General features: G+C 55.8%; 17 protein-coding genes. 9 read left to right on the top strand and 8 right to left on the bottom strand.

Features of this window, described 5'->3' with window-relative positions:
- Positions 1-69: 69 nt before the first annotated feature.
- Positions 70-1,512 carry an aldehyde dehydrogenase family protein gene (locus ACQUQ0_RS12950; protein WP_435185622.1) on the bottom strand — a complete coding sequence of 481 codons (1,443 nt, stop codon included), beginning with the start codon at positions 1,510-1,512 and terminating at the stop codon, positions 70-72.
- 113 nt (positions 1,513-1,625) lie between these two features.
- Between ACQUQ0_RS12950 and ACQUQ0_RS12945 the strand changes: the two genes are divergently transcribed.
- A complete protein-coding gene (locus tag ACQUQ0_RS12945; protein WP_435185620.1) occupies positions 1,626-3,185 on the top strand; it encodes a TCP-1/cpn60 chaperonin family protein in 1,560 nt (519 codons plus the stop codon).
- Between the two features lie 176 nt (positions 3,186-3,361).
- Here ACQUQ0_RS12945 and ACQUQ0_RS12940 read toward each other — a convergent pair whose 3' ends face one another.
- Complete coding sequence (locus ACQUQ0_RS12940) at positions 3,362-4,708, bottom strand: ABC transporter substrate-binding protein (RefSeq protein ID WP_435185618.1); 1,347 nt, start codon at positions 4,706-4,708, stop codon at positions 3,362-3,364.
- A 590-nt stretch (positions 4,709-5,298) separates the two neighbouring features.
- On the opposite strand from ACQUQ0_RS12940, the gene ACQUQ0_RS12935 reads away from it, so the two are divergent.
- Positions 5,299-6,072, top strand: coding sequence for an IclR family transcriptional regulator (locus ACQUQ0_RS12935; RefSeq protein ID WP_435185616.1), 774 nt, complete (start codon positions 5,299-5,301; stop codon positions 6,070-6,072).
- 666 nt (positions 6,073-6,738) lie between these two features.
- Here the strand turns inward: ACQUQ0_RS12935 and ACQUQ0_RS12930 are convergent.
- From ACQUQ0_RS12930 to ACQUQ0_RS12905, 6 genes are all read right to left on the bottom strand, one after another.
- Positions 6,739-7,692 carry a dihydrodipicolinate synthase family protein gene (locus tag ACQUQ0_RS12930; RefSeq protein ID WP_435185613.1) on the bottom strand — a complete coding sequence of 318 codons (954 nt, stop codon included), beginning with the start codon at positions 7,690-7,692 and terminating at the stop codon, positions 6,739-6,741.
- Between the two features lie 137 nt (positions 7,693-7,829).
- On the bottom strand, positions 7,830-8,912 hold the full coding sequence (locus tag ACQUQ0_RS12925) for a mannonate dehydratase (protein ID WP_435185611.1): 1,083 nt from the start codon (positions 8,910-8,912) through the stop codon (positions 7,830-7,832).
- Between the two features lie 417 nt (positions 8,913-9,329).
- On the bottom strand, positions 9,330-10,169 hold the full coding sequence (locus tag ACQUQ0_RS12920; protein ID WP_435185609.1) for a carbohydrate ABC transporter permease: 840 nt from the start codon (positions 10,167-10,169) through the stop codon (positions 9,330-9,332).
- Between the two features lie 6 nt (positions 10,170-10,175).
- Positions 10,176-11,123, bottom strand: a complete 948-nt coding sequence (locus ACQUQ0_RS12915) for a carbohydrate ABC transporter permease (RefSeq protein WP_435185607.1) — start codon at positions 11,121-11,123, stop codon at positions 10,176-10,178.
- 219 nt (positions 11,124-11,342) lie between these two features.
- Positions 11,343-11,861, bottom strand: coding sequence for a universal stress protein (locus ACQUQ0_RS12910; protein WP_435185606.1), 519 nt, complete (start codon positions 11,859-11,861; stop codon positions 11,343-11,345).
- A 219-nt stretch (positions 11,862-12,080) separates the two neighbouring features.
- On the bottom strand, positions 12,081-13,253 hold the full coding sequence (locus ACQUQ0_RS12905) for an ABC transporter ATP-binding protein (protein ID WP_435185604.1): 1,173 nt from the start codon (positions 13,251-13,253) through the stop codon (positions 12,081-12,083).
- 130 nt (positions 13,254-13,383) lie between these two features.
- Between ACQUQ0_RS12905 and ACQUQ0_RS12900 the strand changes: the two genes are divergently transcribed.
- The 7 genes from ACQUQ0_RS12900 (at position 13,384) to ACQUQ0_RS12870 (ending at position 21,003) form a co-directional block, all read left to right on the top strand.
- The gene (locus ACQUQ0_RS12900; protein ID WP_435185603.1) at positions 13,384-15,057 is read left to right on the top strand and encodes a TCP-1/cpn60 chaperonin family protein; all 1,674 of its coding nucleotides are present in this window, start codon (positions 13,384-13,386) and stop codon (positions 15,055-15,057) included.
- A gap of 73 nt (positions 15,058-15,130) precedes the next feature.
- A complete protein-coding gene (locus ACQUQ0_RS12895; RefSeq protein WP_435185602.1) occupies positions 15,131-15,415 on the top strand; it encodes a hypothetical protein in 285 nt (94 codons plus the stop codon).
- A gap of 6 nt (positions 15,416-15,421) precedes the next feature.
- The gene (locus tag ACQUQ0_RS12890; protein ID WP_435185600.1) at positions 15,422-16,555 is read left to right on the top strand and encodes a hypothetical protein; all 1,134 of its coding nucleotides are present in this window, start codon (positions 15,422-15,424) and stop codon (positions 16,553-16,555) included.
- Positions 16,556-16,722: 167 nt separating this feature from the next.
- A complete protein-coding gene (locus ACQUQ0_RS12885; RefSeq protein WP_435185598.1) occupies positions 16,723-18,669 on the top strand; it encodes an archaea-specific SMC-related protein in 1,947 nt (648 codons plus the stop codon).
- A gap of 325 nt (positions 18,670-18,994) precedes the next feature.
- Positions 18,995-19,393 (top strand): helix-turn-helix transcriptional regulator, encoded by a 399-nt coding sequence (locus ACQUQ0_RS12880; protein ID WP_435185596.1) that lies wholly within the window; start codon positions 18,995-18,997, stop codon positions 19,391-19,393.
- Between the two features lie 6 nt (positions 19,394-19,399).
- Positions 19,400-19,756 (top strand): hypothetical protein, encoded by a 357-nt coding sequence (locus ACQUQ0_RS12875; RefSeq protein WP_435185594.1) that lies wholly within the window; start codon positions 19,400-19,402, stop codon positions 19,754-19,756.
- The gene (locus tag ACQUQ0_RS12870; protein ID WP_435185592.1) at positions 19,753-21,003 is read left to right on the top strand and encodes a phage integrase SAM-like domain-containing protein; all 1,251 of its coding nucleotides are present in this window, start codon (positions 19,753-19,755) and stop codon (positions 21,001-21,003) included. The genes ACQUQ0_RS12875 and ACQUQ0_RS12870 overlap by 4 nt, the downstream gene beginning before the upstream one ends.
- The last annotated feature ends 167 nt before the right edge of the window (positions 21,004-21,170 follow it).

Raw genomic sequence — 21,170 nt, 5'->3', positions numbered from 1 at the left:
CTCGAATAGGGAGGAACACAACTCGTGGAGCGAGGCTATTTTTTCGACAGTGCTGTTCGGGGAGTACTCTCAGAAGTTGTCGTAGACGGTCTTTTCGAGGGTATAGAAGTCTAAGCCCGCATCGCCCTGTTCACGCCAGGTTTCGCTTGAGGACCCCTTGAATCCTCCGAAGGGGACGTGCAGTTCCAGCCCAGTCGTCTTCTCGTTGACTTTCACCACACCGGACTCCGATTCCTCAATGAATCGGTTGGCCTCGGTGTGATTTTCCGTCACGATACTTGCTGACAGGCCGTACTCGGTATCGTTGGCGATCGTAAGCGCCTCATCGAAATCACTGACTTTCAGTACGGCCACGACGGGTCCGAAAACCTCCTCTTGGGCAATCGTCATCTCCGATTCAACATCGGTGAAGACGGTCGGTTCGACGAAGTACCCGTCGTCGAACTCGTCGGGTTGCCCGCCGCCTGTCGCGAGCGTCGCACCTTCGTCTTGTGCGATATCGATGTATTCGAGTGTCGAATCGAGTTCACTCTCACTAACCTGCGGACCCATCTCGTAATCGGTACCGGGACCGATATCGATAGATTCGGCCCGATCGATTAATTCAGTGACGAACTCGTCGTATACGTCCTCGTAGACGATCGCCCGAGAACACGCTGTACAGGACTGTCCCGTGGTCCCGAAGCCACCTGTGGCGACGATTTCGGCAGCTTCGGCGGGATCTGCAGACGCTGTCACGACGGTGGGATTTTTGCCCCCCATCTCGGTTTGGACGCGCTTCCCGGCGTCCGTAGCCTGGTCGTACACCATCTCACCGACCTGGCTGCTACCGGTGAAGGAGACGGCATCGGTGCTCTCGTGGGTGATGAACTCGTGGGCGACGGTGCTCCCAGGACCGGTCACGACGTTGCAGACGCCATCGGGGAGACCCGCCTCGTCAAGCGCCTCGGCAATTGCGATGACGACACCGGGCGCTAGGGAAGCAGGCTTGAGGACGACCGTGTTACCCGTAGCCAATGCAGGGGCGAGCTTCCACGCAGGGATGGCGATCGGGTAATTCCAAGGCGTGATGAGTGCGGTGACGCCGACAGGCTCCTGGCGCGTATAGAGGTTCGTGTTCTGGCTGCTGGCACCTTTCAAAGTGCCCCCGAGATCAGCGGCCTTCGTCGCGAAATAATAGAAAATGTCGATGGCTCGCTGGACTTCGCCCGCAGCTTCGGGACGGGCTTTCCCCTCCTCGGCAATGAGGGTCTCAGTCAATTCGTCTTTGCGCTCGGCCAAAATAGATCCAGTTTCGCGGAGGATCCGTCCGCGTTCGGGACCTGGCGTGTTCGCCCATTCGTCACGGGCACTGACTGCGCCCTCGATAGCCGCCCGTGCGTCCTCACGGGTAGATTTTTGATATTCGGCGACAACGTCGCTCGGCTGTGCCGGATTATGAACGGGAAGGGTGTCGTTCGAAACGGACGGGACCCAATCTCCGCCGATATAATTTTGATTAATCTGCGTCATCGAGTGGTTGTTTTTTCTTTTAGTATATTATTCTTTCTCCTCTGTTTGCACGCTTTTCCCAGTAGCCTACACTGCTCCAGTACATATAAGTCGATATATACTAACATAAGTCTATGACGGACAAATCTCTCTCTCACATAGAGAACATTTCAACAGTCTGTGACACGGTTCGGACCTGTCTAGGTCCACTGGGTACAAACAAGATGGTTCTGAAAGAGGACGGAGGTGTGAAGACCTCTACTTCTGGAAGCAAGATTCTTGAGGAACTCGAACTGACCGATCCGTCTTTTCGGTTACTCGAACAAACCACATCGGATTTTGCATCACGTCACGGTGATGGATCCACGACGGTCGCTACTCTCCTTAGTGCATTGCTCTCGGAGGCAGCGTCACTCCTCGAAAAGGGCCTCCACCCCACGGTGATCGAGAACGGCTATCGGGAGGCACTGGAGATTGCGGCGAACGAGATCTCGCTCCGAGAGCGACCGCTTGAGGACGTCGGTGTCGAAGCCGTCGTGAAGACAGCGCTTACCGAGACCCGTGATCCAAACGTTCGAGCTACTGTTGCCGACAGCGTCGGGACAGCCATTCAAACCGTCGCTGACAGCTCTAGTTCTACTCGCAACCATCGCCAGGTGAAAGTGGTGCCACGGCTCGGCGGGGCTCTCTCGGAGACCGAACTCGTCCGCGGAGTAGTTCTCGATACGAATCCCGTGACTCGAAGTATGCCCCGTCGACTCGACGAGGCGCAGATTGTGCTCCTTTCGACCACAGTCGACCTACCGCATCTGTCCACCGAGACGTCCACAGAGGGCGAACGAACGATCGCTGTCGACAGTGTCGAGGATCGAATCGCGCTCGGAGAGGCCGAACGGGACTCCTTCAAGCAACAACTCAACCACGCTATTGACGCGGGTTGTTCCGCTATGATTACCACGCGCGCGATCAACGACCGGGTCACACAGCTCCTGGCAAACAACGGCATTCTCGGACTTTCACAGATCGACGAGGCGGACATCGCGCGGATCGCTCGCGCAACCGGGACAACGGTCGTGCCGAGCTTGAAAGAAATCGACACCTCCCGGCTTGGAACCGGGACGATCCGGATTCAAAGACACGCCGGCCGTGATATGACGTTCGTCGAATCTGAGAGCGGCGACCCCGTGTTCACACTGTTCGTCCGTGCACCGGATCCACGATCAATAGAGACGTTCCAGCAGTCCGTCGAACATAGCATTCGCGCAGGGCTATCGGCCAAGGATTCCGGGACTGTCGTCCCGGGAGGGGGTGCGATCGAAATGAGTGCAGTGCAGTCCATTCAGGAGCGGTCACACTCTATCAGCGGGCCAGCGCAGCTGGCTGTGGAAGCGTTCGGAGACGCGTTATCTGCGATCCCTCAGACGCTGGCGATGAACAGTGGACTCGATCGGCATTCGTCTCTCGCCAGATTATATGTCAGTCACAGTGAAGGACGTGACACGGCTGGTATTAATGCGACACGTGGCGTGGTTGATAACGTTATGGAGACAGGCCCGATCGTGGATCCTCCCAAACTGAAACAGGCCGCGTGGACGGCTGCCACCGACCTCTCGACGAAACTCATCCGGATCGACGACCGGATCGTTGCCACAAATTTGGAACCAGATCAGTCAGAACAACAAGAGGAGGTTTAGCAGAGAGATTCAGCGAGTGGGGTTTGATTAAACACTCTTTTCGTCCGATATTCTCTCCGCGTTCCGCAATATCTGAGGTGTTTAGGAGGTCTGGAAACGTGGTTGACGACCCGTATGCCGACGTGAGGAGGTACGAGTTGTTCTCGAAGAAAACCCCCAATACGCGAAGAGAGCGTTTATTGTTCAGCCAGCGTCGACCGGATCCGGTCGCCCATTGTTGATGCAGCGTTCTCCCGGCTGATCTGACCCGCGTATGCCTCGGCCATCGTTCCGCCGATCTGGTCCCACCGGATCGTGTTCGTCCCAGGCGTATCCCACGCAGCTCCTGTCGTCCTGAAGTTCTCCCCGTAATTAGCCAGTTCTTCGATCATATGGTTATGCACCTGCGTGCGCATATCCGCATACTCTTCGCTGCGGATATCGTCCAGTAGCGGCGTGTACGCCGGCACCGCCTGTGCAAGGTCGGGGGACGCATAGAGCTCGAGGCAGAATTCGGGACTCGTATTACGGAATTTGAGGAGTTGGTAGGTTGCTTCCTTCACTGCAGAAGATTTAGACTTTGAGACACAGAGCTGGCCCTCGAGTGACCACGTGTGGCCTCCGTGTTGTCCCTCCTTCCCGGCAAGTTCGGGGAGATTGAACTCTTCGCCGTAGTTCGGATCGAGTTTCGGCGTCGAAATCGCCATATAGTCGCCATCCCAGCCGAAGGTCGCGTTGGGGGTTAGCCCACGAATACCTTGGACGCTCACGCCGTAGTTGTAGGCCGCAACCTTGTCGTTTACGAGCATCGGAAGGACGCCCTCGTCACCCCGCGATGGGTATCCTCCGGAAGAGTACTGTTCTCCGAGGTCGATATTGTTCTTGATCATCCCGTCCGTCCGTTCGGTCTGCCCCGGTTTGACGACCGGATTTTCGGGTGATCCCTGATCAGTGACGTCGATCCAAGGATCGGTCCCGCCCGTGTACGCGGTCCGAGCGGCGCCCCAGTAGGCCTCGACGTCGGCTTGGGTACCGGTTACCTCGTATGGATAGACGCCGTCGCCCGTGCCCTCCTGGATTTGATCGAGCGCTCGGCGCAGCTGTGTCCAGGTGTTGAGGTCTTCCTCCGGTGCCTGAACGTCGGTGTGCTCCTTGAAGAGACTGACGTTCAGCCCGAGGTGCGTGGTGTTGATAGCACCGATTCCGCCCGCCCATCGTTGGCCCCGGTAATCCGTCGACTCCTGCATCGTCGGCGTCCACTTCTCCGGGAGATCGGGATCGCCCTCCATATACGTCGAGAGATCTTCGACGGCCCCGTTTCGGAACATCTCCAAACCGTAGGTACCAGCCGAGGCGAGCGCTGGCGGACTCGTGCCGGACTGCATCGTCGTGATGTACTTCTGAGTCAGCTGGCCCCACGCGAGAATATTCAGATCGACGTTGATATTGCTGTGTTGATCCTCGAACGTCTGCATCCCCTCTTTGAAATACTGTTGCAGACTGGAGTTCTCAGCGGCCTTGCCAGACCAGTACGAAACGGTCACACTTTCCTGCTGACCGCCGTCGGTGGAGTCTCCAGTATCGGTGTCTGTGTCACCTCCTCCGCCACCGTTCGAACTATCGCCTTCGTTGTTATTGGAGGAACAACCGGCTAGTGCTCCGAGAGCGCCAGTTGCAGCAACGGCACCGGCAGTCTGAAGCAGATTTCGTTTACTGACTTCGCTTTCGGCTCGATGGTCTGCTCCACTGTCCTGTTCGTCTCCGCGCCTCTCATCCGTACCAGGGTCTGTGTCACAACCTGACATAGCTATCCACGTTCAGTATGTGTATCATAATACTATATAAACATTTCTATGAAATTATTGATCGTGGTGAATCAAGCTTGGTGACAGCAACCAATAAAGAAGGAAGTAGGAGTTCATCAGATGACCCACCGCCTACCTGACGGTGTTGTGAATTCGTCAATCCGTAACTTCAGAGACGCTCTGATCTGTCGAAGAACAGCGAGTACATCAAATCGAATCAGCAAAGCTTTGAGGCTAATCGCGGTATCGTTCTGTCAGATGGCTCTAATTTTCTCAGTATAGTTCGGCAAGGCCGAACGCTTATCTATCTCTGGATAATAGACCGCGATATGAGGAAAACCGACGAAGAACAGTCCGGGCGGAAGATCAGATCTGTAGGAATAGCGTTCAATATCATCGACATACTCCAGGAAAGCGGACCGACGAGCCTGACGGAGTTGGCGAACGAACTCAACCACTCGAAGAGTACGATTCACAATCATTTACGGACACTGGAGGACCGCCAGATGGTTGTAAGAGGGGATAGCGGATACCGTCTGAGTCTCCGCATCCTCGAGATCGCAACGTGCGTACGGGAACAGGTGGGGAATTACGACGTGATCAGAGATGAGGTCAATACGCTTGCCGAGGAAACTGGTGAGATCGCGCAGTTCGGGATAGAGGAACACGGAAAGGTCTCGTACTTACACAAACGGCGAGGAGACCGTGCCGTCGAAACCGCATCTCGAGTCGGTACTCAGCAACCGATCCACTCGACAGCGCTCGGTAAAACAATTCTGGCATACCTCCCCTCGGAACGAACCTCCGAAATCGTCGCTAATGTTGAATTCGAGGAGATCACGCCGAAGACAATCACCTCGCGTGCCGAATTGTACGAGGATCTCGAAACCATTCGCGACCAGGGATACGGGATCGATGACGAGGAAAATATTGAGGGCCTTCGGTGTGTAGCAGCCCCGGTGAAGAACGAGGAGACCGTTCTCGGCGCGGTGAGCCTGTCGGGGCCGTCACGCCGGTTCACTGTCGAGAAGATCCACAACGACCTGTCCGAGCAGGTCCAACGAGCAGCGAACGTGATCGAACTCAACACGAAGTTTGCATAGCCGAGTTGACCACGTTTGGTATCGGAGGAACCGCTGTCTTCTCCACCAGACTTCGAGACGATCTGTGTCGCCGCAGGCTCGGTTGTCAAAGGGTTCTCCGCTGCCTGTTTCGTGTATTCTCTCTTGCCGTACCATTACAAATCTAAGTTTGTAATGGAATGTTACAAACCTATATTTGTAATCCAAAACTCCGTTTTCGATGGCTTTTGCGAACGAACTCCGGAGAATATATTCTATCTGTGATAGTGAAGCGGACAGAACCCCAATCAGACGCACTGTAAAGGATATGTTGAGTTGTTCCTTACAGGGGAACGCACGGGGACAATGACAGACCTGCGCGTGTGTTTGGGTTTATCGATCCCCTCGGCAAGAGTATCTCGGAAGAGTCCAGGGTCGCCTTTCCCTCTGCGTTATACGAGATTTGTACGGAAGTTCGAGGAACAGAAAAGCGCGCCGGACTCGGCTATCACTGACCAGTTGGGACGCTCTGCGGTTCGCAATCACCCACTAGCGACAAGCCGCAGGGTATCGTCGCGTGAGTTACGATATGACCTCAAGAAAAGAGAATTCACGTTCGTTCGAGAGAGGTCACCGGACCGTCGGTCGATCGAATGGATGCCGGCTTTGAGCCAGCGTACGGTGTTCTCGCTCGATTGGGAATGGTGGTCAGTGGGTGGTTGGTTGTTCAACGAGACGCTCGATATCCTCATCCAGCTGCTGGTATACTTCCTCAACTCGACGTTCATCTGTCTCAGAAAGCGATTCGAGAGGCTCCCGGACGTGGCCACCGTGCAGGCCGGAGAGTTCGAGACCCTTCTTGACTGTGGGAATACTCGCCGCAGCAGAGATCGTGTTATTCGCCCCGGTACGCTCCCGCAACCGCTGGAAGGGCAAACAGATATTCCGCAGTCGTCGTGCTCGTTCCCAGTTGCCGTTTTTGAGTGCATCGTATAGAGCAAGTCCGACTTCCGGACGGAAGTTGCTGACGCCCGCTGAAAACCCTTCAGCGCCTTCCGCCCAGGCGGCAACGGCGAACGGTTCGGCGAGTCCGTCGACCCACACGACATCGTCGGCTCCTCTCTCAGCGGCGGAGCCGAGCTTCGATGGGTTCGCGATGGCATATTTGATGCCGATCACGCCGTCCACCCTCGTCAGATCAGCGAGATACTCGACCGAAGGGTCGAATCCCTTGACGTAGGGAACGAGCGGCCTGTCTGTGGCTTTAGAGAGCTCGGAGTAGTACTGAAGCAGTCCTCGTTCGTGGATATAGCTGTGATCCGGGGGCATAATCATCATCGCGTCGACGCCAATGCGGTCGTACGCGCGGATGAGTTCAGTCGCGTCCCCGGTACTTCCACCAACACCCGCCAAGACTGCGGCGTCCGATGGGATCTCTTCAACGCTCGTTTCCGCTAACGCAATCCGTTCCTCCTGAGATAGTGAGTGATACTCACTGATGTTCGCAACAGCGAGAAACGACCTGATTCCCTGCTGGTACAGCGAACGAATGTTCGATCGGAGGTCGTCGTGACGAATCTTACCTTCCGCGTCAAAAGGCGTCAGCAGGCCGGCAGACACACTTTTGAGTCTCGACTTCACTTTCTGGTCAGTGAGGGGCATATACGACTATCGTGATAATGTCCTACCATAAAAATATTTCTCTTAATAGACAAACAATAGGTCGATTTGGGGAGGTCTAGTCGGTTCATCGACCGAAACATCCGAGTGATGCGGTGTCTCGGAACCGGGTCCGTTCGCTATTTTTCGCTGTACATCGCCTTAATCATCCCACGTATGTACCCTGCAGTAAACGAATTTGCTCGGTGACCCCACTGAGAATCGCCTTCCATCCTCGGGACGTGATCGGGCAGGAGGGCTCCGGTGAAGCCGACCTCGTCGAGCGTGCGCAGGACGTCGTACTCGTCGTAGTTCCCCTTGTCGATGAACGTCTCGGTGAACGACGGCATCGTCCCGGAAACGTCACGGAAGTGAACGAAGACGATCTGATCGCGCTTCCCGAAGTACCGAATCACCTCTTCGACGTCTTCGCCCATCTGGGAGAAGCATCCAAGACAGAGTTTCAGTCCATGGTTATCGCTTGGCACGAGTTCCATAGCTCGTTTGAAACTCTCGAAATCTCTGAGGAGACGTGGTATTCCACCCATTTTTTCTATAACTGGTGGATCAGCTGGATGGACAGCCATCCTGACCCCGTGTTCCTCCGCGACGGGGAGTACCTCTTCAAGGAAATGTTCGTAATTATCCCAAAATTCCTCTTCGGAGTAGTCCTCGCTGTCCTCACCAAAAGGCTCCTCGGGGTGATCTATATCAGCCATATCGAAGCCCGTTGCCCGAGCACCACCGCGAATCCGTCGGGTCATCGAGGTCCGCATTGGGACAAGCCCCCTCGGGTTCCACTGATACCCGAGGATGGGAATCTTCGCTTTGCCCATATTTCTGATTAGGTCCTTCACGAGTTCGATCTGCTCTGTCTGTCCCTCCCGCCCGAACATTATGTCCCCATACACGGAATAGGGGAGTGAATGAATGCCTGACAACCGGAGGCCCGCATCTTCGATCTTCGTCCGTGCCTGGATCAGATCTTCGACTGAAGGGATTGTGCTCCCCGCCAGCGTGAGTCGGTCAGTCCTCCCCGCGCTCGAGTTGTCAATGAACTCGTCCGGTTCCTCCTCGACCTCCGAATGGTCAAGGAAAATATCACTGACTCCTAATTGCTTGATGAAACGGAGTCGTTGATCTGTGAACTCCTGCGTTCGGAATCCGACTCGGATTCTGTCCGAAGCTGCTTTCTCACGGCTTGCTTGTACTGACTCGGCCATAAGTGAATGAGTAAAATCATCTATAATAAGAGTTTGGGATCTTGCTCCCGTTCAGTACGGTGATCGTCGAAAAGCCGCTGTGGAGAGACCAACCCGAAGATAGTGGAAACAATAGAATTGGACGCTCTGAGTGACGAGCGACACCTCGTCTCTGAAACACCACGGTTGTCCGTCGTCAGCACCGGCGAGGAAATCGTCTCTACTGTCACGCTTCATTGGTGTTCGGTTACGCTCGAAACGACGGTTCTACGGGGGGTGAGCATCGGTCGATTCCGCCGCGTACGCCCGACTCGGACAATCTCGAACCACACAGGATATTACTAGGAGTGTTAACCGAACACGGATGGTCACGCTTGAATTGGGAGGTTCGGGGGACAGAATCAAAAAACTGCGCCAGAGAATACCGCGGAGTGTTAACTACGCTGCTCCCATACCCTCCCCGACGCGGCCTTGGACCAACCCATAGAACAGGACGGCCGGGAGGACGAGCATCACAACGGCGGCCATAATCTGGTTCCACTGTCGAAGCGTATCCCCCGCAGTAAGGTAGTATAATGCCACTGTCGCGGTACGTTTTTCGGCATCGCTAGTGAGCAGGTACACCCAAAGGAAGTTGTTCCACGCATTGAGGAACGAGAACAGAGCAGTGACAGCCACTGCGGGTGCACTGAGGGGTAAGACGATCCTGAGGAATGCCGTGAGGTCGGTAAGCCCATCAAGCTTCGCCGCCTCTTCAATATTCGGTGGGATCCCCTGCCTGAAGAACCCCTGAAGGAGCCAGATTGCCAGCGGCATCACGAAGACACCCATTCCCAGAATCAGCCCAAAGTAGGTATTCACGAGTTCGAGCCAGTAGAACAGCTCATAGACCGGGATGAACAGCACGATTGAGGGGAACATCACTGTGAACACAGCCGTGTAGAAAATGACTTTCCGCCCCGGGAAATCCCGACGAGCGAACGCGTACGCTCCGGGAATGGAGATGAGAAGGGCGATAATAGTCGCCGAAATGGAGATAAAGATACTGTTTCCGAAATATCTGAGCATATTGTAACTGTTCCACACGTCAACGTAGCTACTGAAAGTGAAGTAGTCCTTCCACGGGAGGATAAGTATCGGCAGGTCAGGATTGATCGCTGCGATATTCGTTAGCAGCGACGTCCGGATGATCCATAGATAGGGAAGGAATCCCACGAGTGCAAATGCCAGTAATCCAGCGTACAGTACAGATCGATTTCGTTTGTTTGCGTCAATCATTGTTTCTCAGAGGTACATATCTTCTTCTTCGCTAATCAGCGTAATGTACAGGACAGCGGAGGTGATCGAAATAAGCAGCATAACGATCCCAATCGCGTAGGCCCGTCCGAAGAACGTTTGCAGGAACGCTACTCGATAAATAAGAATACTCAATAGCATCGTTCGAGTGCCGGGCCCACCGCCAGTGAGGACGAATGGTTGCGCGAACTCGGCAAAGTTCCACGCGGTTCTGATTGCCAGAATAATAATCGTGGGAATCTTGAGATGAGGTAACGTCACACCGAAAAACCGCCGGATCCGTCCGGCCCCATTGAGCGCTGCCGCCTCATACTGCGACGCCGGTATCGACTTGAGAGCAGCAGCGTAGATGATTCCGGCGTACGCGTAGTCGTGCCACGTCTGTGCGACAATGAGGGAAACGTACGGCCAGAACGTTCCCGAGAGGAACCGAATCGGCTGCAGCCCGAACATTTGGAATATTTGGGCCACGAACCCATAACTGGGGTCCAGGAACCAAGCCCAAATGATACCCCCGACGAGTGGAGCACTAAAGTACGGAGCCATCAGCGATGCTGTCGCCCACCGTTCTCGCCAGCCTCGAAGCTCGTTCAACAACAGCGCGAGCAGCATCCCGACAGAGAGCTGGAGAAACGTCGAACAGGCAACGAACACACATGACCAGCCCAGTGCGAATATGAACAGGTCGTTAGTGAGAAGCCACTGGTAGTTCTGGAGTCCTACCCAGAGATTCTCCCCTCCGAGTTGAATACGGTGAAGCGTCATCCAGAGCCCCCGGAATATTGGATAATAAAAGAACATCGCGAATGCGATGACGGGGACTGCGATGAATAAGTAGTCTGTTTTGTGTTCTCGTAACCTATCGAGAACAGTCGTTTCTTCTAAGCCATATTTTTGGCGTATCTCCATTCTCCGCTCTTCGTTACGACTTGCCATACGTCCGATGAGGAGTCTTTCCTAATTATACAAAATATTTGTGGTGTATGGATGATCTCTCGCTGATTGACTTCAGCTGATGCGGTCGCACAGAGTCCCCTTCCCCGACCCCGGGACACCGGGTGTCAGGACGCGATCGTTGACAGCATCTCCCTCTCTAGTGAGACACCGCTGTGGTCATCGAATCCATCTGAGACTATGTTGACCGATCGTACCTGATTACTCCTCATTCAATACGGTGACAACCGGCCTTTCAGCTTCCAGTAACACTGATTGAGTTACGCTGCCAAAGATCGCTTTCCCGGCGGGCGACCGCTTTCGTCCTCCCAGAACGATATATCGCGGGTCTTTGCGACTCGCAACGTCGAGGATCTCCTCAATTGGATTTCCTACCCGTCCCTCATAGGAGGTTTCGCCGGGGCTTTCGACAGACTGCTTTGTCACGTCTTCTGAAACGCTTGCAGCATCACGTTCCGCATAGTCGATCGTGTATTGTTTTCCACTACTACTGGACGCTCTGTTCCGCCCATCCCCCTGTTGATAAGACACTTCGGGAGCGAAAGTAAGTGCGACATTCGAGGGTTCATCTCCAGAAGACTTCTGATGCGCCTCAAAGACATCAGTGGGCATCACGTGAAGCACTATGAGCTCTTCTCCGTACTGGTGCGCGAGATCTGCGGCGATTGTAATAGCTTTATCCGGTACTGACTCTCCATTGGTTGCTGCCAAGACTGCCATACCCCCCATTTCAGAGTCCAAATATATAATTCCGACTCTGTTCTCCCAGACCAGCTAAACGCGAACTAATTTCATTGAGTACGTAATATGATTTAGTCGATGGTTAGACAACAAAATAGCACGTGGCCACAATAGCTGCTATCTCAACACCGAGAAGGCCTTACTCCAGAAATTTTCCGATTTAAAGTGACGAAAAAACTGCTGTACGCCGCTAGGACCCTAAATTTGCCCTTGGACCGGGCTCGATTCGTCCGTCGTGGATAGCCCCTGTTCGTGTCCGTGAAGAATCGTATTTCCCGATTGTCGGTCGAACACGTGGAGATCCTCCTCATCGAAGGTCACGGTAACCGTTTCGCCCTCCTCCGGTTCGATCTCCGACGGGGTCCGAACGCAGGTCTCCTCGTCAACCAGATCTAGGTAAATAAAGTTATTCGATCCAACCACTTCGACAACATCAACTGTTGTCTCGACCGATTTTTCCGAAGGTGCGTTCGAATCGATCCGCATATTCTCCGGTCGGATACCGATCTCGAATTCCGTCGAATCCGCCGTCTCAAGATCGTCTGCCATCTGTTCGGAGACTCGATATTCGAACCCTCCCTCGCACTCGAATATACCCGATCCGTCTCCGTCACGACGGAATCTCGTATCGAAGAAATTCATACTCGGTGACCCGATGAAATCCGCGACGAACCTGTTTGCCGGCTCGTAGTAGACCTTCTTCGGAGGACCCATCTGCTGAAGTTTCCCCTGATCCAGGATCACGATCTTGTCCGCCATCGTCATCGCCTCTTCCTGGTCGTGGGTGACGTAGATCGTCGTGATTTCGAGTTCGGAATGGAGCCGAGAGAGCTCGGTGCGCATATGCTTCCGGAGCTTTGCATCGAGATTCGACAGCGGTTCGTCGAACAGAAACACCGATGGCTCCTGAACGATCGCACGGCCGGTTGCAACCCGCTGCTGTTGTCCCCCGGAGAGCGATCCGGGTTTCTTATTCAACAGGGATTCGATACCCATCATCTCAGCAGCTTCCTCAATTCGACGGTTGATCTCTTCATCGCCGAGATCAGTCCCGATACGCAGGCCATATCCCATATTCTCTCGAACGGTTTTGTGGGGGTACAGTGCGTAGTCTTGGAAGACCATCGCGATGTCGCGGTCCTTCGGTGAGACGTCGTTGATGACCTTATCGCCGAGTCGTATTTCTCCGTCGGTGATGGTTTCAAGACCGGCGACCATCCGGAGCGTTGTCGATTTGCCACAGCCGGATGGACCGACGAAGGCGACGAACTCCCCGTCGTCGATGTGTAAATCAAGTTCCTCTACAGCGACGATCGTTCCCTCCGAATCGTCGAATACTTTCGTGACTTCGTCGAACTCGAGGTCTGACATTATTAGCTACGTGTTTTCGAGAACCGTTCTCTTAGTATATATAATTAACTGTAACTGAGGCAGACCGGATGAACGGGAGGTCGGGGAGTCGCTGTCAACTATTATGTATCCCTGACGTATATAGCGAGATATGGATGCACGAGCCGACAAGCGCGATCTCGGCCCGCCAGAGGATCAAGAGTGGATAATCCAGGACAAGGAGGTTCGAGAGTACGTTCGAGAGAGTACACACGGGGTCGGATCGATCGTTCGGTCGTCTCTCGGGCCGGAGTCCTTGGAGAAGATGATCCGCACCCGAGATTATCAAGATCGCCCGGAAACGGTCATTACTGCAGACGCGGATCAGATTATCGATGCAATACACCGGGGAGACGGGTTCAACGATCCAGTCGCCGCGTTGTTTATCGATTCGGTCGATGCGATGCAGCGATCTCTTGGTGACGGTACGGCTACCTCAGTTATACTCGCTGAGGCCTTAGTGGATCGGGGGCTCGACCTCATCGATTCGGGAATCCACCCAAACACCGTGGTTTCCGGCTATGCGATCGCCGCATCACATACGGGAGATATACTTGATGACCTCGCCCGCGAGTGTGCGCCAACGGATCAGGAGATCCTTGAGCACGTCGCGCGAACTGCGATGACGGACACTCTTTCAGATGATGTCAGGTCGGATTACGCACGATACGCCGCCGAGACCGTGGGTGCGCTTGCTTCCGCGACAGATGGAGCGTGGCTCGATACAGAGATGATTGACGTACGGGCGGTGACCGACCTCGATCAAGAACTCTATCAGGGCGTTATCGCATCACGTCGACCAATAGCGATTGAGGAAGACGAGAGGTCACATACGGACTTCGATTGGACACCGTCCATCGAGGGCGTTCGAAACGATGTAACTGTCGCACTTCTAGATCAGGAAATCACGGTCGCAGAGACGACGACGCCGACAACTGAGGACCGAGCCACGTCACCCGGACAACTTACTCGGGACCGGAACGTGTACCAACAGCGCTGCGAGGAACTAGCGCGTAATCTCGCAGAGTCGGGGGTCGATATCCTCGTGTCTCAAGACCGGATCGACGTACCGATCCAGAAGGCACTCGCGAATGCTGGTGTAACTACGATCGACGGGGTGAAATATCCGAAAGAGGACATTCACCGTCTCGCCGAGGCGACCGGAGGGGCAGTCATGTCCTCGTTGAGCGATCTCTCCTTGGAGGTTCTCGGAACAGCCGGTAGCGTTCGCGAAATCGTCCGTGAGGACGAAAAATGGACGATCTTCGCGGAGTGCGAAGGGACAGCGTTCACGCTCGTTATCCCCGTCGGTCTCGATTCGACTGGGCGCCGACACGAACGCATCGTCTCGAAGGCGATCGAAGTGGGTGCCGTTGCGGCGATGGACAAACAGGTCCTTCCCGGTGCAGGAGCCCCGGCTAGCTCGGTCATCAGGAGTTGGCGGCAAGATCGGTGGTCCGTGCCGGATCGAACGCAGCTCGCCGTGACGGAATACACGAATGCACTCGAGGATTACCTGCGAATCCTGGCCCGGAACGCCGGGCTCGATCCCATCGACACGGTCGCTACGCTTACAGCCGCCGAAGACGGCCGTGGAACGGGAATCGATCTCGACACGGGTGCTCCGCTCGACCCTTGGGAGGAAGGCATCATCGAACCCCGGCGTGTCTTCTCGCAAGCGATTGAGACGGCTCGGGCCATCACAGAGCAGCTGTTGACGCTTGATGCCATTTTTTATCCGGACGTCGACCTCTCTCAGTTTACTCCCGTAGAAGAACACGAGTGAGACGCCTCGGGTCGTACACGGTCTGATTTCCCCGTGGGAAACTAATTTAAATAGATATCACCGTAACATAGGTATGGAACACGGAACAGACGCGATCCACGAACTCATTGAGGACTCCGGGTGGTCGTATCCCGTCAAAGTACAGCGATTAGAACGGGAACACGCCTTAGCGGATGTGGAAATCGACGAGGATGGGAATTCGATCACGGTCGCGGAGTTGCTCGAAAACGTCGATGCGAACCAGATCGACAGTCGGAAAGATCTCGATCGGATATTCGATCCCGTTCTGGAACGGGAAGTAAACAGCCGGGACGTGGGCCTTCTCGGGAAGATCAAGCGCGCGTTTGGCCAGAGTTAAGATAAAATGGTGACACGTTTCCGACTATTTACAACGCTGTCGGGAGGATGTCTCGTCACAGTATCCTTCTGGGCATTCACCGAATATAGCGCCACTCAAGGTATACGGCCATTTGCCGAGGCAGCCCTGGTAGGAGTCGCTGCCGCGTTGTTACCATTCTTCTATATCCGAGCGCGGCGGTGGGTCGCTATTGGTGACTTCCGTTTCAGATATTGGTGGAATACAAACACATCCAGCCACGGAGGTGTCTTTACCTCGAATTCGCCTGTCGATTCAGAAGCAAATATTTTAGACGAGATTATTGAGCGTTTGCCGGACGATGATACGTACGATGCGGTTCGATCGACCCAGTTTTCCGAAACCGACGGGGTAGAAATCGTTCATACCGGATTTCACAAATCATATATTCGGGTAACGGAATCCGGGACGCTCGTAGTAACCGGTACGAACGAACAAACGCAAAAACTGGCGGCGAGACTCGAAGACATCTGCTCGATCACTCTCGAACCCTCGGCCGTGGACCCGTTTTCCACCCCATCAATTCGGAAGGGCCCGAGAGTGTTGTTGGTAGTGGCTACTGTCGTACTATTGCTGTTGGGGATCGGCGTGATCGGTGCCGGTGCGTATCCATCGAGTGCATACAACCCCGCTGAAAGAACGGTCCTCGTCGGTATCGACGCACGCTCCGATATTGATCCCTCTATGTCTGCTTCCGAGGCGTCGGTCGCGAAGGCCCAGTTCCTCATTCAGATGCTTGACGAGGAAGCGGTTGAGATCCAGTGGGATTACAACAGTAGTTCACAGATTCGACATCACGGCAAACAAGCAATCAAAATATCATCAAATGCCCGGAAATATCTCTCATACGCACGGATGTGTGGATATCCCGATGAGGGGAAGCTATCACGATTAGAAGCGAACCTGGCCGATGCTGAGGTGGCCGTCGCTAACGCGATCGAAAAAAAATCAATGTCGCTTTCTGGAGAAAACCCACGTCTCAATCGAATTCGGAGCCGTTTGCTTGAACTCGACCACGAAATAACTGAAAACGACTTCGAGTCCGTTTCGACAGCATACCAGCATTCAACCATATGTTTGACACAATCGATTTCTTCAGAAGATTCGGATTTCGCTCTGTGAACAGTCAGCCACCTACAGTCGTATATCTAACCGAATCACGCTGTGAGGGTGACTCCATGAGAATCCCGCTGTGGCAACACCTCTCCATTATATCACTTGGTATTTCAATATTTAGCATTTGCTGAATCACCACCAATCATTTAGTTTAACAGCACAAACTGGCACCAATGGCGACATTCAAGCAAATAACCGACGCCGCCCACTTCTCGGTCGAGAACATCGGTGGGATCGATCGGACTGAAGTCGATATTCCGCCCGGCGTGACCGTGCTGACCGGCAAGAACGCCACCAATCGTACGTCGTTTCTCCGCTCGATTATGTGCGTGATGGGCAGCGACCGCGTCGCGCTCAAAGGCGACGCCGACCAGGGTCGCGTCGAACTCACCCTCGGCGACACCACCTACGAGCGAACCGTCAAACGCGTCGGCGACGGCGTCCAGTTCGAGGGCGACGCCTACCTCGACGACCCCGAGGTCGCCGACCTCTTCGCCTTCCTGCTCGAGACCAACGACGCCCGTCAAGCGGCCGCCCGCGACGCCCAACTGCGGGACGTCATCATGCGCCCCGTCGACGTCGAGGCCATCCGCGCGGAGATCCGCCGCCTCGAAGACGAGAAGGGCGAGATCAACGACGAACTCGCCCGCATCGAATCCGAGAAACGGGAACTCCCCGACCTCGAACGCGAGCGCAACGACCTTCGGGAGAAGATCGAAGACAAGCGCGAGGAGCTCGCCGACCTCGAAGACGAGATCGAAGACAGCAGTCGCGACGTCGAACAGGGGCGCAAGGAACAGGCCGAGCTCGAAGAGAGACTCCAGGAGCTCCGCGAGACCCGCTCGGACCTGGAGTCCGTCCGCCGCAAGATCGAGCGCCAGGAGGACAGCATCTCCTCGCTGAAGCGCGAACGGAGCGAACTCGAAGACGACCTCGAGGAACTCCCCGAAACCCCGATGGACGACCACCGCGACCTCGAATCCGAGATCGAGCGGCTCCGCTCGCAGCGCCAGGACCTCAACAGCGAGATCAACGAGCTCCGCAGCCTCATCCAGTACAACGAGGATCGCCTCGAAGCCGAAGATTACGAACTCCTGCAGGACGGCGGCGCCGCCGCCGAGAACGGCGGGGGATCCGTCACCGACCAGCTCGTCGGCGAGGACGCCGAGACCGTCGTCTGCTGGACCTGCGGCTCCTCGGTCGACCGCGAGCAGATCGAGTCCACCATCGAGCGGCTCAAGGACCTCCGGAGCGAGAAGGTCGAACAGCTCAACACCGTCAAGAGCGACCTCGAGTCCCGGAAGGAAGAACAGCGCGAGGCGAACCAGAAGCAGCGCCGCCGCACCGAAATCGAGCGCAAGATCGACGACATCGAGGACGAGCTCGACCGGCGGAACGAGCAGATCGATTCGCTGAAAGACCAGCGCGAATCACTGACTGACGAGGTTGAGGCCCTCGAATCCGAGGTCGAGAACCTCGAGTCCGCGGACTTCGAGGAGATCCTCTCGCTCCACAAGGAAGCCAATCAGCTGGAGTTCGAGATCGACAGCCTCGAATCAGACCTCGAGGAGGTCACCGACGAGATCGAAGAGATCGAGGCCGACGTCGAGCGCGCGGACGAGCTCCGCGAGAAGCGCGCGGAACTGGTCGACCAGCTCACCGATCAGCGGACGAAGATCGACCAGATCGAGGCCGAGGCCGTCGAGTCGTTCAACGAGCATATGGAGTCGATCCTGGACATCCTGGCCTACGAGAACATCGAGCGGATCTGGATCGAGCGGATCGAAGAGGGCAGTTCGGGGGAGGCCCAGACCCGCTTCGAGCTCCACATTGTCCGCACGACGGACAACGGGGCGGCCTACGAGGACACGATCGACCACCTCTCGGAGAGCGAACGCGAGGTCACGGGCCTGATCTTCGCGCTCGCGGGCTATCTCGTCCACGACCTCCACGAGACGGTGCCGTTCATGCTGTTGGACTCCCTGGAGGCGATCGATTCGGACCGCATCGCCGCGCTCGTGGAGTACTTCGCGGACTACGCGGACTTCCTCGTGGTCGCGCTGCTGCCCGAGGACGCCCAGGCGCTCGACGACGACTTCACCCGCGTCACCTCGATCTGACGCCCGGAGGTTCTAACATAGGAATATTGATTTTTTGGTGTTAGTGTGTTTTAAGTAATGTATTATTAACTTCCAGTATATTGCTAGTATAGGTACAACGTTCGCATAGAAAGAAAACAGCTGTAAATTAATCAGATATTATAATATTATTTTTGTAAAATATTTGTTAGTTATGAATAAATTTACTCAACTCAACCACCGTGTATGGCCGTGACACCGGATATTGAACGGCTAGAAAAAGTCCGCGAACAGCGGTAGTTCTCTGTTCACATCAGGAACCCTGCCAATAAGATCTAATGGCTTCTAATACAAACCAATACTCAAGATGCCCATCTCAAAAGACCAGTTCCGCTCGATCGACGAGGACGGGCGCTCGCTCCCCGACCTCGCGCCGGACACCACCCAGGGCGCGGTGTACCGGTTCCTCCTCGAGCACGCTGACCAGGCGTTTCGCCAGCGGGAGATCGTCGACGCCGTCGACGTGCCCGAGGGGAGCGTCGGCCCTACGCTGAAGCGTCTCGAGGAACACGGCCTCGTCGAACACCGCGACCGCTTCTGGACGATCGCCGACGTCGAGCACGCGGTCGCGTCGGCAGGGCTTCACGGCGCTGCCACGGCCGACGACATCGACGGCGGGTTCTCTGACGACGACGTTGAGGCCTGGATGGAGACCGCTGTCGACCCTATCGATTCAACAACCGAGCAAGACGGCGAGGAGTCGTGATTCCATATGGCTGACCGCGGAACTGTTGTTTGGGCTCCCGACCCGTTCAAAACGGATGGTGGGAATCCTCGGCCGTGGCTGGTCGTTTCCGGCGAACGGATGCCCTATCCCGACGAGGAGTCGATTGCCGTCGCGTTCACGACGCAATCCCACCACGCCGGCAGCTTCGCCGTGCCGAGCGAGGCGTGGGTCCGCGGCGAACCGGGTCAGCAGAGCTACGTCCTCCCCTGGACGCTGGCCACACTGAAAGACGACCTCCACGTCGTCGGCCGACAGGGCTCGGTTACCGGGGAGTTCACTGACCAGGTTACGACGGCCACGATCTCCTACTTGGACTATTCGGAGGTTCCTGATTCCGCATGATCGACGACACCACCGGACAGGAACCCGCAGCACGGCCGTTGCGGAGTTCCTTTGACCGCTATCTCCAAGACAAGGGTAAGGGTCGCGGCGGCGAGGGCGGGAACTACCGCCGGAACGCCGCCCGGGAGCTCGAGCGGTTCGTGGAGTGGGCCGCCGGCGAGCGCGGCAACGACGATTGGACCGGCATCACTCCCGAGGAGGCCGACCACGATCCGACCTTCGAGGACCTCGACGAGCGAGTCTTCCGCGAATACGCCCGACATCTCGCTGGCGACCGTGGCCTCAAACAGAACACCGTCCAGACCTACTACGCCTACATCTCGGCGTGGTGTGGCTGGTGTGTCAACGAGGGATATCTCGAAGCACACTACGCTCAGCGAGCGAGCGCGACCGCGCCGCTCCCCGACGACGACGGCCGAAAGCCGGGCGACCAGCAGGCCTGGACCCCCGAGCAGCGCCACGCGCTCACCCGGCACGTTGACGCACAGGCGCGTGAGGCCATCGAAGCATACACCACCCTTCCCGATGACGTGGACCCTCTCGACAAGCAACGAGCCCGGTACGCGGCGCTGAAAGCGGCCCGCGACCGGGCGCTCGTGGTCGTCCTCGCGTACACCGCCGTTCGTGTCGGGGAGCTCCTTCGTGATCCCGACGACCCGCGCCGTCGTGGCGTGCGATGGGAGGACATCGACCTCGAGGACGGAAGTATGGACGTCTATCGCAAAAAGCAGCAGTGGGATGCTGCTTCTCTCCCCGATCCTGTAATCTCTCCGTTGCGGAGCTACCGGAAACTGATGGGCCCGCCGACGGAACGGTGGCCCGTATTCCCGACACTCGATCAGCGGACGCTCGCAGAGCTCGTACAGGAGGAGTTAGCCGACCGGGGAGAGCCATCGGAGACAATTGACGAGCGACGTGGGGAGTACGCCCGCGACCTCCTGCTGGCACTCGACGAGGACATCCGTCCGCCGTCGATTACGACGGATGGTGCCCGCTCAATGCTCCAGCGACTCACAGAAGCCGCGGAGATCGATATCGACCATCCGAAGCACGACTATCTCGCACCACACGGCGGTCGCCGGGGGATGGGCGAGGTTCTCGTCCGGGCATTTGGATATACTGTGGCTGCCCGTTACCTAGATAATTCGGAAGAGATGGTTCGGGAGCGATACTCGCATATAGAAGCCGGTGAGTTAGGCGATGTCGCTACGGAAGCTCTCGATGAAGTCGATTCGGTTGGTGGTTGATTAGATCAATCAAGCCACAATGTATCTGAATCCAATATTGGAGTGTGATACCATAGGTTGTGTTTAGTTAAGCGAGAGTAATATTCAACGTAGAAGATCTACAACGTCGATAATCACCAGAAAAACTATATTCTCTGTTACAATTAGTAACTTGCCTAACGTCAAAC

It is taken from the genome of Halobellus sp. EA9 (genome assembly GCF_051195055.1).
Lineage (GTDB): Archaea > Halobacteriota > Halobacteria > Halobacteriales > Haloferacaceae > Haloquadratum > Haloquadratum rubicundus.
This window is presented reverse-complemented; position numbering and strand designations above follow the sequence as displayed.

Excerpts from the sequence above, each read along its gene's own strand:
- ACQUQ0_RS12950 (WP_435185622.1), bottom strand. The coding sequence starts at position 1,512 with ATGACGCAGATTAATCAAAATTATATCGGCGGAGATTGGGTCCCGTCC.
- ACQUQ0_RS12945 (WP_435185620.1), top strand. The coding sequence starts at position 1,626 with ATGACGGACAAATCTCTCTCTCACATAGAGAACATTTCAACAGTCTGT.
- ACQUQ0_RS12935 (WP_435185616.1), top strand. The coding sequence starts at position 5,299 with ATGAGGAAAACCGACGAAGAACAGTCCGGGCGGAAGATCAGATCTGTA.
- ACQUQ0_RS12930 (WP_435185613.1), bottom strand. The coding sequence starts at position 7,692 with ATGCCCCTCACTGACCAGAAAGTGAAGTCGAGACTCAAAAGTGTGTCT.
- ACQUQ0_RS12925 (WP_435185611.1), bottom strand. The coding sequence starts at position 8,912 with ATGGCCGAGTCAGTACAAGCAAGCCGTGAGAAAGCAGCTTCGGACAGA.
- ACQUQ0_RS12920 (WP_435185609.1), bottom strand. The coding sequence starts at position 10,169 with ATGATTGACGCAAACAAACGAAATCGATCTGTACTGTACGCTGGATTA.
- ACQUQ0_RS12915 (WP_435185607.1), bottom strand. The coding sequence starts at position 11,123 with ATGGCAAGTCGTAACGAAGAGCGGAGAATGGAGATACGCCAAAAATAT.
- ACQUQ0_RS12910 (WP_435185606.1), bottom strand. The coding sequence starts at position 11,861 with ATGGCAGTCTTGGCAGCAACCAATGGAGAGTCAGTACCGGATAAAGCT.
- ACQUQ0_RS12905 (WP_435185604.1), bottom strand. The coding sequence starts at position 13,253 with ATGTCAGACCTCGAGTTCGACGAAGTCACGAAAGTATTCGACGATTCG.
- ACQUQ0_RS12900 (WP_435185603.1), top strand. The coding sequence starts at position 13,384 with ATGGATGCACGAGCCGACAAGCGCGATCTCGGCCCGCCAGAGGATCAA.
- ACQUQ0_RS12895 (WP_435185602.1), top strand. The coding sequence starts at position 15,131 with ATGGAACACGGAACAGACGCGATCCACGAACTCATTGAGGACTCCGGG.
- ACQUQ0_RS12890 (WP_435185600.1), top strand. The coding sequence starts at position 15,422 with ATGGTGACACGTTTCCGACTATTTACAACGCTGTCGGGAGGATGTCTC.
- ACQUQ0_RS12885 (WP_435185598.1), top strand. The coding sequence starts at position 16,723 with ATGGCGACATTCAAGCAAATAACCGACGCCGCCCACTTCTCGGTCGAG.
- ACQUQ0_RS12880 (WP_435185596.1), top strand. The coding sequence starts at position 18,995 with ATGCCCATCTCAAAAGACCAGTTCCGCTCGATCGACGAGGACGGGCGC.
- ACQUQ0_RS12875 (WP_435185594.1), top strand. The coding sequence starts at position 19,400 with ATGGCTGACCGCGGAACTGTTGTTTGGGCTCCCGACCCGTTCAAAACG.
- ACQUQ0_RS12870 (WP_435185592.1), top strand. The coding sequence starts at position 19,753 with ATGATCGACGACACCACCGGACAGGAACCCGCAGCACGGCCGTTGCGG.